We start from the raw sequence: 15,222 nt of genomic DNA on the forward strand, positions 1-15,222 counted from the left end.
TTTAAGAGAGTCAATTTAATGGAAGCATTACACACACAAAATCCAAAACAAATTGGTAAACAGTACGTTGAAGGTGTTCGTCACTTATTCCCGTCTGCAATCTTAGATGAAGAATGGCAAACTGAAAACCAATGCACGATTACCGTGAAAATGACCTCGTTAATTGAGGTGATGAAATGGCTTTATTACGACCAAGGTGGCTGGTTAACCGTCTCTTTTGGTAATGATGAGCGCAGCATCAATGGTTACTTTGCGGTATATCATGCGTTGTCGATGGAAGGGGAAGTCAACAGCTGGTTAACGGTTAAAGTGCTGGTTGATCCGGTTGACCAAGAGTTTATTTCCATTACGCCAACGATCCCTGCAGCGGTATGGGGAGAGCGTGAAGTTCGTGATATGTATGGCTTACGCCCGGTTGGCTTGCCCGATGAGCGTCGTTTGATTTTGCCTGACGATTGGCCTGAAGACATGCACCCATTGCGTAAAGATGCCATGGATTATCGCCAACGTCCGCAACCTACAACGGAAACTGAAACTTATCCATTTGTAAATGAACGGGGTGATGACTCTAACCGCATTGTGCCGGTTGGTCCAATGCATATCACCAATGATGAACCGGGTCACTTCCGCTTGTTTGTGGATGGTGAAGACATTGTTGATGCCGACTACCGTATGTTTTACGTGCACCGTGGCATGGAAAAACTGGCAGAGACTCGCATGGGCTATAACGAGGTGGCTTTCCTCGCTGACCGTGTGTGTGGCATTTGTGGTTTTACTCACAGTGTTGGCTACATCAATACCGTTGAAAATGCCTTATCTATCCAAGTGCCAGAACGCGCCAAAATGATTCGCACCATCTTGTTAGAAGTCGAACGTTTACACAGCCACTTATTAAATATTGGCCTTTCTAGCCACTTTGTGGGGTTTGACTCTGGGTTCATGCAATTTTTCCGCCTACGTGAAAAAACCATGGAACTGGCTGAGCTTTTGACTGGCGCTCGTAAAACCTATGGGGTGAATCTGATTGGTGGTATTCGCCGAGACTTCTTAAAAGCGCAACGAGAAAAAGCGATTCAAGTCGTTCGTCAGGTTCGTAAAGAGTTTTCAGATTTGGTCGATATGCTGTTAGCGACCCCCAACATTGACAGCCGTATTGCGGGAGTTGGGATCTTAGCAAAAGACATTGCACGTGATTTTAGCCCAGTGGGCCCTTTGATTCGTGGCAGTGGTTTTAAACGGGATGTGCGCAGCGTGCATGCGCAAACAGTTGAAAGTTATGCCAGTGTACCAATGGAATTACAAACCGTGGATACCGGCGATGTTCAGGCGCGTGTTTTAGTGCGTATTCGTGAAGTCTTTGACTCATTGAACATGGTGGAATTTGGCCTGGATTACTTACCTGCTGGCGCGATTTTAACGGAAGATTTTGAATACACACCAAACAAGTTTGCGTTAGGTTTTACTGAAGCGCCTCGTGGTGAAAACGTGCATTGGAGTATGACTGGCGATAATCAAAAACTTTTCCGCTGGCGTTGCCGTGCTGCCACTTACGCGAACTGGCCAACCTTACGCTATATGCTACGTGGCAATACGGTGGCAGATGCGCCGTTGATCATTGGTAGTTTGGACCCTTGTTACTCTTGTACCGACCGCGTCACCATTGTCGATACTAAGAAAAAACGTTCAAAAACCGTGCCTTATAAAGCGATTGAACAATACAGTGTGAGCCGTAAAAACTCACCATTGAAAATGAGCTAGAGGTCAGCATGTTTAAGTTATTAAAAACCGTCTTTAAAACAGGGGATGCAACCACTAAATATCCGTTTGCACCTTTTGAAGTACAAGAGGACTTTCGAGGTAAGCCTGAGCTCAATGCCAATCAATGTATTGCTTGTGGGGCTTGTACTCGAGCTTGTCCTGCCAATGCTTTAATCATGGAAACCGATGAAACTACCGGCTTGCGTCGGTGGGAATTATCGTTAGCCCGCTGTATTTATTGTGGTCGCTGTGAAGAAGTGTGCCCAACGCATGCCATCGAGCTGTCAGAAAAGTTTGAATTGGCCGTGACTAACAAAGCCGATCTGTATGAGCAGGCTGAATTTCATTTGCATAATTGCACTTGTTGCCAACGACCTTTTGTTGCCAAAAAACTGTTGGAATATACCTTGGCAAGCCTAGAGCAATCGGGAGTAACCGGTGAGCAGCTCAAGATGCGTCGCTTACAATTGGAAACCTGTCCTGAGTGTCGTCGTAAAGCCAATATGTTAGACGGCGAAAACCTAGCCAGTCATCGTTACATTCACGTTGTCGATGTTACGGAATCATCCACCACTCAGCACACAGGAGACCAAGCATGAAAGGCATAAAGCAAATTAATGGCACTCAACATACTCAAGCTGTGCCGATGGAAGTTTCTCCTGAACATGAAAAGCTTAAAGGCGCGTTATTAAAGCAAATTAAACGTTCCGCTTATGTGTATCGTGTGGACTGTGGTGGCTGTAACGCCTGTGAAATTGAGATCTTTGCCTCAACGACGCCAGTTTATGATACTGAGCGTTTTGGGATTAAAGTGGTCGCCACTCCTCGCCATGCGGATATTTTATTGTTTACTGGTGCGGTGACTCGTGCCACTCGAGGCCCAGCATTACGAGCTTATGAGGCAGCGCCTGATCCTAAAATTGTCGTCTCTTATGGAGCTTGTGGTTGTGATGGCGGTATTTTTCATGACCTATATTGCGTGTGGAGTGGGACAGATAAAATTGTGCCTGTCGATGTGTACATTCCGGGCTGTCCTCCCACTCCTGCTGCAACCCTATATGGTTTTGCTGTCGCTTTAGGCTTATTAGAGCAAAAAATGCAGGCCAAAACGCATCATCCAGAGCAAGAGCCGATCACCTTACGTCACACCGGCATTCCGTTGGATATTCGCGTCATGATTGAACATGAAGCTCGTCTATTGGCGGGTTATCGTCATGGTAAACATATCTCCAATGACTTAATGGACGTGTTAGCCAATTGCGATCAAACCAATGTTGATGCCAATGTAAAAGCTTATCTCGCGCAGAAAAACGACCCGCGTTTAACTGAAATTGTGGATCGCTTAATGCGTAAAGTGATGCAGCAACTGACAGGGACTGATGACTCAGGCGTGGTCAATGGAGGCTGCCATGGCTGTTCTGGAAAATAAAACAATGACGAGCACTGAGCTGCGTAATCTTGCCAATCAAGTGGACTTTTATCGCTTAAGCCGTAAGTTTATTGAAGACAAAGAAGTCCCACCAGAAGCACAACATATTATGTATTACAGCTTAGGTATTGGGCATCATTTAGGCGTGGTCGATTGTTTAAAATCGGAAATGAACTGTAGCGGAGAGGAGTATTTAACCTGGATCTCTGCTTTGCCAACGGACAGTGAAGCTCACCGTAAAATGTATGGCTACTTTTTATTTGGTGAAATCACCATCATGCCAGAGCACATTAATATGTTGGCGTTAGCCTTTGATGCGATTGAGGCAAACACTCAAACGGAGAAATCACAGCAGCTTACGCAAGGGCTGATTGCGATCTTAACTGCGATTTATAATGAACCGAATATGTACCTTATGATCAGGAGTACTCACCGTGACTGAGTCTATTTCCGCTGAGCGAATTTTGATTACTGTCGGCAATAGCATGATGGGCGATGATGGGGCGGGGCCTCTCTTAGCGACCTTATGCCGAGAACAACCGGTGGCAGGCTGGACCGTCATTGAAGGTGGCACTATGCCAGAAGATTGCCTTCATCAAGTTCGCAAAATCAAACCTAAGCAAGTGGTGGTGGTGGATGCCGCCGATTTTGGTGAAAAGCCTGGCGAAATTCGCTTTATTGAATCGGATACCATCAATGATATGTTCATGGTGTCGACTCACAGTTTGCCGCTTAACTTCTTAATTGATGAATTGAAAACCTTTATACCTGATGTCACCTTTGTGGGGATTCAACCCGCGATTGTGGCATTTTATGCGCCGTTAACCGATATGGTGAAAGACGCGGTAGAACAAATACATTACGCACTTAGCGATTGGCAACAATACGCTACTTTTGAACACTGTTAAATGGGGGTCAATGCTGCAAAGTATTGGCGTCATTCAGTGTTGGTTTGCCCACTTATTCGGTGGGCTTTTTTATTTTAGTGAGCGGCGTTTTGGTGACACCAAGCGTAGGCCTTATCTGATCATCCCTGCTTGTAAAAGACTCGGAAATTTCCGCCTTGTTCTCAAGCCTTTTTCCCGCGCAATTTCTGATCACCTAATTAGTGTGATTGGTATTCCCTTTGATACGCATCATCATGTGGTTTGATAAATGCTGTTAAAAAAGAGCTTGGTGTCGACACAAGTGTCGAATTCGACAGTATTGCGAGCGCTTACGTCAAAAAGACAGAGCTATCCGGGTAAGTTTTCATCGTTCTTTTATGAAAATCATGCCCTTATCACTAATCTATTTTTTGGCATGATATATGCTTACTAAACGTGTGGGATTAACTCTTTCCGTAATATCAGCGTCGATAAGTCACGATATCAATAACACTCGCTGATATTTATTCGATTAAGGATGCTACATGAACCGATTTGTATTTGCCGACGCCAATAAATGCATTGGTTGTCGCACTTGTGAGATCGCGTGTGCGATTTCTCACCAAGAAAATAATACCGGGACACTTGATAGCACAGAGTGCTTTGTTCCAAGGCTACAACTGGTTAAAAACGTCAATGTTTCAACGCCAGTGATGTGTCGTCAATGTGACGATGCGCCTTGCGCTCAAGTTTGCCCAAACAATGCCATTGTTCACGAAGATGGTCACATTAAAGTCATTCAATCTCGTTGTATTGGTTGTAAAACCTGCGTGATTGCTTGCCCGTATGGTGCCATGAATGTTGTGACAGAAATGGTGGAAGAAGACAACGGTCACGGTGCGTTATTTAAACGTAAAGTGCCACGTTCTCGTGCTCTTAAATGCGACTTATGTGCACACCAAGCCGGGGGGCCTGAATGTGTACGTGTCTGTCCAACAGGAGCCATCAGCATTATTAACCCTGATGAACTCAAACAATCTAGCCAAGATAAACGCGAAGCCGCGGCCTTAAGTGCGCTGGCTATTAATCTTTAATGGAATGTTTTAAAGAAGGTTTATTATGAAAAAGTCCATCGTAGTTTGTCCGTATTGCGGTACGGGATGCAAACTCAAACTCCTTGTTGAAAATAACAAGGTAGTGGGCGCGGAAGCTGCAAATGGTCGTACAAACGAAGGTCAATTATGCCTGAAAGGGTATTATGGCTGGGATTTCTTAAACGATACTAATTTGCTGACTCCCCGTCTAAAACAACCGATGATTCGCCGTGAAAAAGGCGGAAAGTTAGAAGGTGTTTCTTGGGATGAAGCACTGGATTTTGCAGCGACTAAGCTCAACGAAATCAAAGCGAAATATGGCCCAGACGCCATTATGACCACGGGTTCTGCTCGGGGTCCAGGTAACGAAGCCAACTTCGTTATGCAAAAACTTGCACGTGCGGCGATCGGGACGAATAACGTCGATCACTGCGCGAGGGTGTGACACGCCCCATCAGTCTCCGGTCTGGAGTCAACAGTAGGTAATGGCGCAATGAGCAACGCGATTCCCGAAATTCAAAAAACCAAATGTTTGCTCATATTCGGATATAACGCGGCAGATTCTCACCCAGTCGTTGCCCGTCATATTATTAAAGCCAGAGAAAACGGCGCTAAAGTTATCGTGGTCGATCCTCGTAAGATTGAATCTGCCCGTATCGCCGATCAATGGCTATCACTGAAAAATGGTTCCAACATGGCACTCGTGAATGCCATGGCTTATACCTTAATCGAAGAAGGGCTGTACGATAAAAACTATGTACAGCAATACACAGAAGGCTTTGATGCTTTCTATGATGTAGTGAAAAATTATGCCCCTGAAAAAGTGGAGCATATCACGGGCGTAAACGCTGCGGACTTACGTTTAGCGGCAAGAACTTACGCTCAAGCAAGTGAAGCCATGATCCTATGGGGCATGGGGGTAACACAATACGGACAAGCCGTGGATGTGGTTCGTGGTCTGGCTGGCCTCGCTTTAATGACCGGTAACTTTGGTCGTGAAGGGGTAGGTTGTGGGCCGGTACGTGGGCAAAATAACGTACAAGGTACTTGTGACCTTGGGATGTTGCCGCACCAATTCCCAGGCTACCAATCGGTAACCGACGATGCGATTCGTGACAAGTTTGAAAAAGCTTGGGGCGTGAAATTGTCGAATAAACCGGGTTATCGCTTAACCGAAATTGGTCACAAAGTAGAAGAAGGCATTTGTAAGGCATTCTATATTTTTGGTGAAGATCCAGCGCAAACCGAAGCTGACTTAAATGCGATGCGTGAAACGTTGAGCAAAATGGAGTTAGTGATTGCGCAAGATATCTTCATGACCAAAACCGTTGAGTTAGCGGATGTGGTTTTCCCTGCAACCAGTTGGGGTGAGCATGAAGGTGTCTACAGTAGTGCAGACCGAGGTTTCCAACGTTTTTACAAGGCGATTACTCCGCCACCAAATGTAAAACCAGATTGGGAAATCTTCAGCTTATTGGCCACTCGTATGGGGTATCCAATGCATTACAACAACACTCAAGAAATTTGGGATGAGTTGCGTTCATTGGCACCGTTATACGCTGGGGCAACCTATGAAAAAATGGAAGGGTTGAAATCGGTACAGTGGCCTTGCCCAACGGAAGACCACCCAGGTACTCCATTCTTATTTGAAGGGAATAAGTTCTCCACGCCATCAGGTAAAGGACAATTTATTGCCGCAGAATGGCGTCCGCCGCTAGAACAACCGGATGAAGAATACCCACTTGTCCTTTCAACGGTACGTGAAGTAGGGCATTACTCTTGTCGTTCGATGACAGGGAACTGCTCGGCTTTAGCAACATTGGCCGATGAACCGGGGTACGTACAAATGAACCCGGATGACGCTGCTGCCTTTGGTATCAAAGATCAGCAATTAATTTGGATCTCATCTCGTCGAGGTAAAGTCATTTCTCGTGCGAGTTGCAGTGAACGAATTAATAAAGGCGTAGTGTACATGACTTATCAATGGTGGATTGGAGCGTGTAACGAGTTAACGATTGAACATGTTGACCCGATCTCGAACACACCAGAGTTTAAGTACTGTGCGGTTAAAGTTGAAGTGATTGATGATCAAGCGTGGGCAGAGAACTATGTTCAAACCGAATATAGTGAAATGAAAGCGCGATTAAAATCACACGTTGAAAAAGCATAATAAATTTACTTAAGGGATTTATCGTTTAAGTTTAATTTATTTAAGATCAATGAAGGCTTGCTGATAATTTGTAACAATGAATCAGTAAGCCTTTATTTGTGAGCGATCATGGACAAAACAATAAAAGAATTAATGTTATTTTCTCGTTCCATGTTATCTATTTTAGATACCGAGGATTTAGTTCGCTTTTTAAATAAAAAGGGCTGCGAGTTTTTAGATGTTAAAAAAATTAACATGGTGTTGGTAGATCATGTTGAAAATAAAGTCGATGTGTATTATCTCGATGATAACAATTGTGTAAAAAGAAATGTTTTCTATCAAGATGATGATTTGTACCAATATTATATTGATAATAATTTTTCCATACATCATGAGGAAAGTTATTATCAATCTTATCCTGAGCATCAAGAACACGACGCCTATCCCGACATCAAAACCTATGTAAGAACACCGTTAAATAATGCCTTTCATTCATTTGGAATGTTGGAATTCATTAACCCTAACATTCAGCATGAAAAGCAGTTTGGTTTACTGACAAGTATGTTAGCGGCTTATGTATCACACATATTGGAACATGAGATTGCCTCTCCCAACATCGACTTAGAAAGACAACAACAAGACCGATTATTGGTGGATGTGACTAACGCTGTGATCAGCCAAAGCACCATTGAATCTCTGCTTCATTCGTTGATGGCTTGCTTAAATACCCATTTCCCGATCCAAGAAATCTCGTTATTAAACCCAACCCCTGACTTTGGGTTTACGCAACGACGTTATAGCCAGTTATCGGATACGGCTTATTTTCAACATACTTTTCAACCGGATAACCGTTTTATACAAGTACTTGAAAATGACCAAGTGGCTATTTTTTCAGAACAAAAGCTCGCTAATTTAAAACTGCAATCGCCGTCGTTATTACTGGATAAAAGCATTGAACAAGCGGTTTTAGTTCCTTTGGTTTTTCGCAGTAGCAAGCATGGTTTTTTGCTGTATGCGATTGATAAAACTCGCCAGCAACAGCCGTTAGATCTCGATTTATTACAGCAGATCACCGCTCGTGTTGCTTTAGCCATGCACAGTTTGCTGAAACTCAAAGAAGTTAAAAAGAACTTGCCGGTCTCAGAATACATTGAGATCGAAGACACTTATCAACACTACCAAATCTTTGATGACATCATTAGCCAAAGCGAAAATATGAACCAAGTCTTGGATCAAGTCGCGATGGTGGCCGATTGTGATAGCACGGTTTTGATCTTAGGCGAGACCGGTACTGGCAAAGAATTGATTGCTCAAGCGATCCATAAAATGAGCCGCCGTAATCATAAACGAATGGTCAAAATGAACTGTGCAGCGGTGCCGAGTGGCTTGTTTGAAAGTGAATTATTTGGTCATGAACGAGGCGCTTTTACCGGAGCTGTGACTCAGCGAGTAGGCCGATTTGAACAAGCGAATCAAAGCACGTTGTTTTTAGATGAAATTGGTGAAATGCCAATGGAGTTACAGCCTAAATTATTACGGGTGTTACAAGAAAGTGAGATTGAGCGGGTAGGGAAGAATCAGTTGATCCCAGTGGATGTGCGCATTGTGGTCGCGACCAATGCCAATTTACTGGAAAAAATCCAAGACAAAACGTTTCGCAGTGATCTCTATTATCGCTTGAATATCTTTCCAATAGAAATACCACCATTACGTGAGCGAAATGAAGATATCCCATTGCTTATTAAACACTTTTCTCGTGTTCTTTCGAAAAAGATGGGGAAAGGAATTACTAAGATTGCTTATAAAGACATGGAAGCGTTATCGAGTTTAGACTGGCCTGGAAATGTCCGCCAGCTACGTAATTTTATTGAGCGCTGCGTGATCTTAACGCGCGGTAATATTCTTCATGTCCCGATGAATGATTTAGTCAAAATGGGCTTAAAGGTTCAACCCGCAAGTAACCACAAGCCACTCAACATACCGCAAGAAAACGGCTGTAAGAAAGAGTTATCGCGAGAAGATATTCTAGAAAGTTTACGTGCGTGTAATGGCATCGTTGCCGGAGAAAGAGGAGCGGCTAAGCGGTTAGGCTTAAAACGCACCACCTTACTTTCACGCATGCAAAAAATGGGTATTACCAGTAGCGATTACTTGTCAGAAGCTTAATGGCGGCAGGCAATTTATACAGACATCAATCTTGAACAGAGACCGTAAATCAACAGCAACTAGGCAGAGTTATATGGCACTTGAACAGTTACAGGACAGTGAGGTTTTTCCCGATACGGCAACGACTGAGGTCACTTGTTATCGCCCTAACCAAGCCTGTTATAGCCAATCGCAATCTGTGATTCAAGAAACAGCGGTCGCCATTGAATTTAATGGGATTGCCTATACGGTAATGATGTGCAGCCCAACTAACTTGGAAGAGTTTGCCATTGGTTTTGCCTATACCAATCAAATTATTACTCATTATCATGACATTCACGATATTGAGATTTCGCATAGCAAACAAGGTATTACGTTACACATTGAGGTCGCAAATCGTTGTCTTAATCATTTGAAAAATAAACAGCGCAGTTTAGCTGGCGTAACAGGATGCGGTATTTGTGGTGCGGAAAAATTAGATTCAGTGTGCCAGTTGCTGCCTACCGTCCCTTTTCGTAGTCAATACAACATCAATGCCTTGCAACCAGCATTTCGTGAGTTGTCACAACTGCAACAACTCAATCATAAAACGGGTGCCTCGCATGCGGCGGCTTATTGTGATGAACAAGGGAAAATGATCGCGATTTTTGAAGATGTGGGGCGTCATATTGCATTAGATAAATTAATTGGTTTTATTGTGCGCCATCATTATCAAGGCGGAGCCATTTTTGTCACCAGTCGTGCCAGTTATGAAATGGTACAAAAAGTGGTTTGTGCTGGTATTGAATATTTATTTGCTATTTCAGCCGTCACACAAATGGCAATTGAATTAGCAGCTTCCAGTCAATTAACCTTAGGTGGATTTTGTCGTTCAGGTCGCGCAGAAATATATTCTCACCCGCAACGTATCGTGGGAGAAATAATAAGTTAATGGTTTTTTATTATTAATAAGTTTTGAAATTTAAGTTTTCAATAATAAAGGGAAACTTAAATTTACCATCAGTTAAAATGCTGGTTAAACCCTTGTATTTTAATATTCTTTTGCTTTTCTTGAGGGTTTTTCAATGAAAGGTAATTTATTTTTATAATCAAATAATGTGAGTGAAATAGTATTATGAAAAAAATAACATTAATTCCAGCGCTGTTGACATTAATTTCGCCTTTAGCCATGGCTCACCCTGGTCATTTGCATTTAGGTAGCCATGGTTTTGAAAGTGGCATCATGCACCCAATTACAGGGCTTGATCACTTAAGCGTGATGATTGCGGTGGGTATTTTGGCTTCCTTGTTTGGTGGCTCGGCTCGTTGGAGCATGCCATTAGCCTTTGTGGGTGTGATGATCATTGGTGGTCTTGCTGGTATGGGCGGTCTGGTATTACCGGGCATGGAAGTTGCGATTGCTATTTCTGTGATTGCGATGGGTTCTATGCTGATTTCGGGCGCTAACATGTCTAAAAAATTAGCGACTGGTTTGATCATGGCGTTTGCCGCTTTTCATGGCTTAGCCCATGGTGCAGAAATGCCATTAGACTCTCAAGCTCTGTCTTACTTTAGTGGTTTTGTGATTTCAACTGCGGCTCTACATTTAACCGGGATTGCGATTGGTGAAGCGGGTCTGTATTTAACTTCTAACCGTGTGTTTGCAAGAATTGCCGGCGGGATCATGGCATTACTTGGCGGATCTTTATTGATTTCATAAGAGATACTCAAGATGCTTGTACGTCACTATCTAAAAATTACTGGTATTGTGCAAGGGGTGGGTTTTCGACCTTTTGTATACCAATCTGCCACTCGGTTAGGGTTAACTGGGTGGGTGTGTAATACGACCAGTGGCGTACACATTGAGGTCCAAGGTGCTAAAGCGCAGATTGAACAATTTATCGCATTATTTCACACGCAAATTCCTCCTTTGGCTCGCATTGACAGCATTGATTCTCAAATATTGACTGTAGATTCTGCGTTACCTGAGCATTTTGAAATACGAGAAAGTCATGAGCGAGGGGAGATGGATGTTGATATTTCGCCAGATAAAAAGACTTGTTTGGCTTGCCGTGATGATATTTTAAATCCCCAATCTCGTTTCTATCACTACCCTTTTACCAACTGCACTCATTGCGGCCCTCGTTATACCATCATTCAACAATTTCCATACGATCGAGTGCATACCTGCATGCACAAGTTTCCACTCTGTCCGCAATGCGCTCAGGAATATCGTGACCCAATGGATAGGCGCTACCACGCTCAACCGATCAGTTGCCCTGAATGTGGCCCACAGTTGTCCTTTTATCTTAAGCCTAGCCAAGCGCTTGCTCAGCAATATTCTGCTTTATTGAAGGCTGCACAAGTGATTGCTGAAGGTGGCGTGATTGCGCTTAAAGGATTGGGAGGGTTTCATTTGGTCTGTGATGCGACTCAAGCTTCGGCGGTGCAAAAGATCAGAACCCTCAAACAGCGTCAACGTAAACCTTTGGCGGTCATGGTAGCAAACCAAGCGGTGGCGCAATCTTGGGTGGTGGGCAATACACTCGAATGGCAAACCTTAAACCATCAAAATGCGCCGATTGTTTTGATGAAAAAACAGCTTCTTGATGAAGAGGCTCCGCTGAGCTTGGCAACTCAGGTGGCGCATAATAATCCCTACCTTGGTGTGATGCTGCCTTATACGCCGCTGCATATTTTATTGTTTGATGCTTTAGAGCAGATGGGCGCATCGCAAACTTTAGTGATGACCAGTGCAAATCGTTCTGGAATCCCTATTGCCACTGAGTGCGGGCAAATTTGGGGGCAATTTAGCGATCAGTTAGATGGGGTGCTTGACCATGATCGCCCCATAATCCAAGCCTGTGATGATAGTTTGGTTCAAGTGGTGGCAAACCAAGTGCGAGTATTACGTTTAGCTCGTGGTTATGCGCCGTTAAGTTTTTATTTAGAGCGCAATCTGCCCACAACGGTAGCGGTTGGGGCACAACAAAAATCGACCTTTGCATTTGCCCATCATCATCGTTGGGTGTTATCGCCGTATCTTGGTGAGTTGGATGACCTTGACACCCAAGAACGCTTTATGAGCACTATTGATTGGTTTCAACACTTATATGTCAGCCAAGCCACCCAATGGGTAATGGATAAGCATCCTCATTATTTTTCTCATCAGTATGCACTCAAGCAAGTAGCGGCAACTCACGCAGCAGTTTGTCAAAGCGCTCACAGCGTTCAGCATCATTATGCGCATATCTTATCGGTAATGGCTGAGCACCAATTGACCGATAAACTACTGGGGATCGCGTTAGACGGAACCGGATTTGGTGACGATGAAACCGTGTGGGGCGGCGAAGTATTAGTGGCGGATGTGCATGATTATCAACGAGTAGCTCATGTTCGTTGTTTTCGCTTGATTGGTCGCCATCAAGCCATTCAAGAGCCAGCGCGTTTGCTGTATGCCTTATTGCTTGAAGCTTATTCTCCGGCTGAGATTCAGGCAATGCATTTATCCGCTTTTGAATTGTGGACTGAAGGCAAGTTTTTAAACTTATATTTATTATGGAAAAACCCAACCCACTCTCCACTTTGTAGCTCAGCAGGGCGTCTGTTTGATGCTTGGGCGGTGTTGTTAGGATTACTTTCCCACTTAGATTATGAAGGGGAAAGTGGGTTATTGATCGAAGCGGGGGCGCAAGCGGCGCAGCGCACTCGTCAATCATCTGGGTTTTCTAATGAGCGAGAGGCTGAGCACAAGGCCAAAACCTTGGATGCACTGGAATTGGATCTGCCTTGGCAAGCGATAGACGCAAGTCACTCAATAAACAAAACCCAGCAGCGAAACCAAACTGCCGAGGTAAGCGCAGCTAAAGATGATGCCCACTGCGGTTGGCAATTGGATTGGCTGCCAGCGTTACAGCGCACGATAGCAGTCTTGCAAGGCAGTAAGGAGTTGCAAGACGGCCCGGAACCGTTGCAGCACAGTGAGCACACGTTGCAACATAAGGAAGAACCAAACCACACCGTCAATCAACTGTGTGATGCATTTTGTCTGGCGTGGGCACAGGCTGTGCTCTCGATCTGCCAGCACTTTCCCGATTATGAGGTGGCTCTATCAGGGGGCGTGTGTCAAAACCGAGTGTTCATGGAATATGTAGCGCAATTGGCTCCGCACTCTCTTGCTGACCGTCAATGGTATGTAAATAAAACCATTCCCACCAATGATGCTGGCATTGCGGCAGGTCAGCTTTGGTACTCCATTCATCAACAATGATGTCGTTAAACGATTGAGGTTATTATGTGTTTATGTATTCCATCTAAGGTGGTGTCTTTTGATCCGGCGAGCTTATCGGCGGTGGTGGACACCCTAGGCGTGACCCGAGAAATCAGTACACATTTAATTTCTGAGCCGATTGCCGTTGGAGATCATTTACTGATCCACGTTGGTTTTGCTATCAGTAAAATTGATTATCAAGAAGCAATGGAAAGCATTGAAACCTATAAGAAACTCATTGCAGAAATGGAAAAAGATGACATCAACATGTTGTTGTCCTAAGCGCTTGTTTGTTTTTGATATTGTTTAAGAAGGTTTTATGTCTCAACACTCCTCGGTCGCCGATCTTTATCAAGCTTTTCGTCAACCTGAATTAGTCAAAGCGTTAGCAGAGAATATTGCACGCAAAGCGCAAGATTTAATTGAACCTCTATACATTATGGAAGTGTGTGGTGGCCATACTCATACCATCATGAAATATGGTTTGAAGCAATTACTCCCGGCCTCACTGCATTTTGTACACGGCCCCGGTTGTCCGGTTTGTATTATGCCGAAAGAGCGTATTGATCATGCGATTGCTTTGGCGCAAATGCCCGAGGTGATTTTAGTGACCTTGGGCGACATGATCCGTGTGCCGGGTTCTAAAATGTCCTTGGCGCAGTGCCGCGCGCAAGGTGGGCAAGTAGAGCCGATCTATGACCCTATGGATGCGCTAAAAATTGCCCAGCAAAATCCAGACAAAAAAGTGGTGTATTTTGCTATCGGTTTTGAAACGACTACGCCAATGACCGCAGTCTTAGTTCAACAAGCGCAAGCCCGTCAATTAACCAATTTATTTTTCCATATCAACCATGTGTTAGTGCCACCAGCAATGCACGCCGTTCTAGCGGATGAACAAACACCGGTTAATGCCTTCATCGGCCCTTCACATGTGAGCGTGATTACCGGCTCCAAAATTTATCAATCGGTGGTCGATAAACACCAAGTTCCTGTAGTAGTGGCGGGCTTTGAACCGGTTGATGTTCTAGCGTCGGTGCTGCAATTGGTTGAGTTAGCCGTCGCCAAGCAAGCACAACTGGCGGTGCAATATACCCGTGCGGTTAGCTATGAAGGGAATGTCGCCGCGCAACAATTGATGGATAAAGTGTTTGTCACTCGTGACAACTTTAACTGGCGTGGCCTTGGACATATTGAGCAATCGGCACTGAGACTACGAGATGAGTTGGCCTCGATGGACGCCGAAGTGGTGTTTGCCGAAGTTTTGCCTCATCACGAAATTGCTGATCATAAAGTGTGTCGTTGTGGCGATATTTTACGAGGTTTAGCAACGCCACCGGATTGTAAAGTCTTTGGTCGAGCGTGTAAGCCCGAGCGTCCAATGGGAAGCTGTATGGTGAGCTCGGAAGGGGCTTGCAATGCGTATTATAAGTACGCGTCTATTTTATGATCAGGAAGTCTCAAGCATAAAGTGGGGCAGGCAGGCTTAGTCTATTACTCAATTAGCCTATAACTCAATTAGTCTCTAACTCAAT

General features: G+C 44.4%; 14 protein-coding genes. All 14 read left to right on the top strand.

Annotated elements, in window-relative coordinates; all coding sequences use genetic code 11:
* Positions 1 to 18: 18 nt before the first annotated feature.
* Complete coding sequence (locus tag VCA1004_RS02900; protein WP_086982363.1) at positions 19 to 1,758, top strand: hydrogenase large subunit; 1,740 nt, start codon at positions 19 to 21, stop codon at positions 1,756 to 1,758.
* 8 nt (positions 1,759 to 1,766) lie between these two features.
* Positions 1,767 to 2,357 carry a formate hydrogenlyase complex iron-sulfur subunit gene (locus VCA1004_RS02905; RefSeq protein ID WP_086982364.1) on the top strand — a complete coding sequence of 197 codons (591 nt, stop codon included), beginning with the start codon at positions 1,767 to 1,769 and terminating at the stop codon, positions 2,355 to 2,357.
* Positions 2,354 to 3,187, top strand: coding sequence for an NADH-quinone oxidoreductase subunit B family protein (locus tag VCA1004_RS02910; RefSeq protein WP_086982366.1), 834 nt, complete (start codon positions 2,354 to 2,356; stop codon positions 3,185 to 3,187). Before VCA1004_RS02905 ends, VCA1004_RS02910 begins: the two co-directional genes overlap by 4 nt.
* A complete protein-coding gene (locus VCA1004_RS02915) occupies positions 3,168 to 3,629 on the top strand; it encodes a formate hydrogenlyase maturation HycH family protein (protein WP_232012616.1) in 462 nt (153 codons plus the stop codon). Before VCA1004_RS02910 ends, VCA1004_RS02915 begins: the two co-directional genes overlap by 20 nt.
* A complete protein-coding gene (gene hycI, locus VCA1004_RS02920) occupies positions 3,622 to 4,095 on the top strand; it encodes a hydrogenase maturation peptidase HycI (RefSeq protein ID WP_269461544.1) in 474 nt (157 codons plus the stop codon). The genes VCA1004_RS02915 and hycI overlap by 8 nt, the downstream gene beginning before the upstream one ends.
* Positions 4,096 to 4,105: 10 nt before the next feature.
* Positions 4,106 to 4,339 carry a hypothetical protein gene (locus tag VCA1004_RS02925; protein ID WP_126000518.1) on the top strand — a complete coding sequence of 78 codons (234 nt, stop codon included), beginning with the start codon at positions 4,106 to 4,108 and terminating at the stop codon, positions 4,337 to 4,339.
* 259 nt (positions 4,340 to 4,598) lie between these two features.
* The gene (locus VCA1004_RS02930) at positions 4,599 to 5,147 is read left to right on the top strand and encodes a 4Fe-4S binding protein (RefSeq protein ID WP_086982368.1); all 549 of its coding nucleotides are present in this window, start codon (positions 4,599 to 4,601) and stop codon (positions 5,145 to 5,147) included.
* A 25-nt stretch (positions 5,148 to 5,172) separates the two neighbouring features.
* A complete protein-coding gene (gene fdhF / locus VCA1004_RS02935) occupies positions 5,173 to 7,317 on the top strand; it encodes a formate dehydrogenase subunit alpha (RefSeq protein ID WP_086982370.1) in 2,145 nt (714 codons plus the stop codon).
* Positions 7,318 to 7,425: 108 nt separating this feature from the next.
* Entirely contained in the window at positions 7,426 to 9,462 is a 2,037-nt protein-coding gene (locus VCA1004_RS02940; RefSeq protein ID WP_086982372.1) for a sigma 54-interacting transcriptional regulator, read from the top strand.
* Positions 9,463 to 9,535: 73 nt separating this feature from the next.
* On the top strand, positions 9,536 to 10,372 hold the full coding sequence (gene fdhD / locus VCA1004_RS02945) for a formate dehydrogenase accessory sulfurtransferase FdhD (RefSeq protein WP_086982374.1): 837 nt from the start codon (positions 9,536 to 9,538) through the stop codon (positions 10,370 to 10,372).
* A gap of 183 nt (positions 10,373 to 10,555) precedes the next feature.
* Complete coding sequence (locus VCA1004_RS02950; RefSeq protein ID WP_086982376.1) at positions 10,556 to 11,140, top strand: HupE/UreJ family protein; 585 nt, start codon at positions 10,556 to 10,558, stop codon at positions 11,138 to 11,140.
* A gap of 12 nt (positions 11,141 to 11,152) precedes the next feature.
* Positions 11,153 to 13,690: a carbamoyltransferase HypF gene (hypF, locus tag VCA1004_RS02955; RefSeq protein WP_086982378.1), complete on the top strand. Its 2,538-nt coding sequence runs from the start codon at positions 11,153 to 11,155 to the stop codon at positions 13,688 to 13,690.
* 24 nt (positions 13,691 to 13,714) lie between these two features.
* Positions 13,715 to 13,972: a HypC/HybG/HupF family hydrogenase formation chaperone gene (locus tag VCA1004_RS02960; protein WP_086982380.1), complete on the top strand. Its 258-nt coding sequence runs from the start codon at positions 13,715 to 13,717 to the stop codon at positions 13,970 to 13,972.
* A 37-nt stretch (positions 13,973 to 14,009) separates the two neighbouring features.
* Complete coding sequence (gene hypD / locus VCA1004_RS02965; RefSeq protein WP_086982382.1) at positions 14,010 to 15,137, top strand: hydrogenase formation protein HypD; 1,128 nt, start codon at positions 14,010 to 14,012, stop codon at positions 15,135 to 15,137.
* The last annotated feature ends 85 nt before the right edge of the window (positions 15,138 to 15,222 follow it).

This window comes from Vibrio aphrogenes, assembly GCF_002157735.2.
Taxonomy (GTDB): Bacteria; Pseudomonadota; Gammaproteobacteria; order Enterobacterales; family Vibrionaceae; genus Vibrio; species Vibrio aphrogenes.

Coding starts and splice junctions, on each gene's coding strand:
- VCA1004_RS02900 (WP_086982363.1), top strand. CDS start 19: ATGGAAGCATTACACACACAAAATCCAAAACAAATTGGTAAACAGTAC.
- VCA1004_RS02905 (WP_086982364.1), top strand. CDS start 1,767: ATGTTTAAGTTATTAAAAACCGTCTTTAAAACAGGGGATGCAACCACT.
- VCA1004_RS02910 (WP_086982366.1), top strand. CDS start 2,354: ATGAAAGGCATAAAGCAAATTAATGGCACTCAACATACTCAAGCTGTG.
- VCA1004_RS02915 (WP_232012616.1), top strand. CDS start 3,168: ATGGCTGTTCTGGAAAATAAAACAATGACGAGCACTGAGCTGCGTAAT.
- VCA1004_RS02925 (WP_126000518.1), top strand. CDS start 4,106: ATGCTGCAAAGTATTGGCGTCATTCAGTGTTGGTTTGCCCACTTATTC.
- VCA1004_RS02930 (WP_086982368.1), top strand. CDS start 4,599: ATGAACCGATTTGTATTTGCCGACGCCAATAAATGCATTGGTTGTCGC.
- VCA1004_RS02940 (WP_086982372.1), top strand. CDS start 7,426: ATGGACAAAACAATAAAAGAATTAATGTTATTTTCTCGTTCCATGTTA.
- fdhD (WP_086982374.1), top strand. CDS start 9,536: ATGGCACTTGAACAGTTACAGGACAGTGAGGTTTTTCCCGATACGGCA.
- VCA1004_RS02950 (WP_086982376.1), top strand. CDS start 10,556: ATGAAAAAAATAACATTAATTCCAGCGCTGTTGACATTAATTTCGCCT.
- hypF (WP_086982378.1), top strand. CDS start 11,153: ATGCTTGTACGTCACTATCTAAAAATTACTGGTATTGTGCAAGGGGTG.
- VCA1004_RS02960 (WP_086982380.1), top strand. CDS start 13,715: ATGTGTTTATGTATTCCATCTAAGGTGGTGTCTTTTGATCCGGCGAGC.
- hypD (WP_086982382.1), top strand. CDS start 14,010: ATGTCTCAACACTCCTCGGTCGCCGATCTTTATCAAGCTTTTCGTCAA.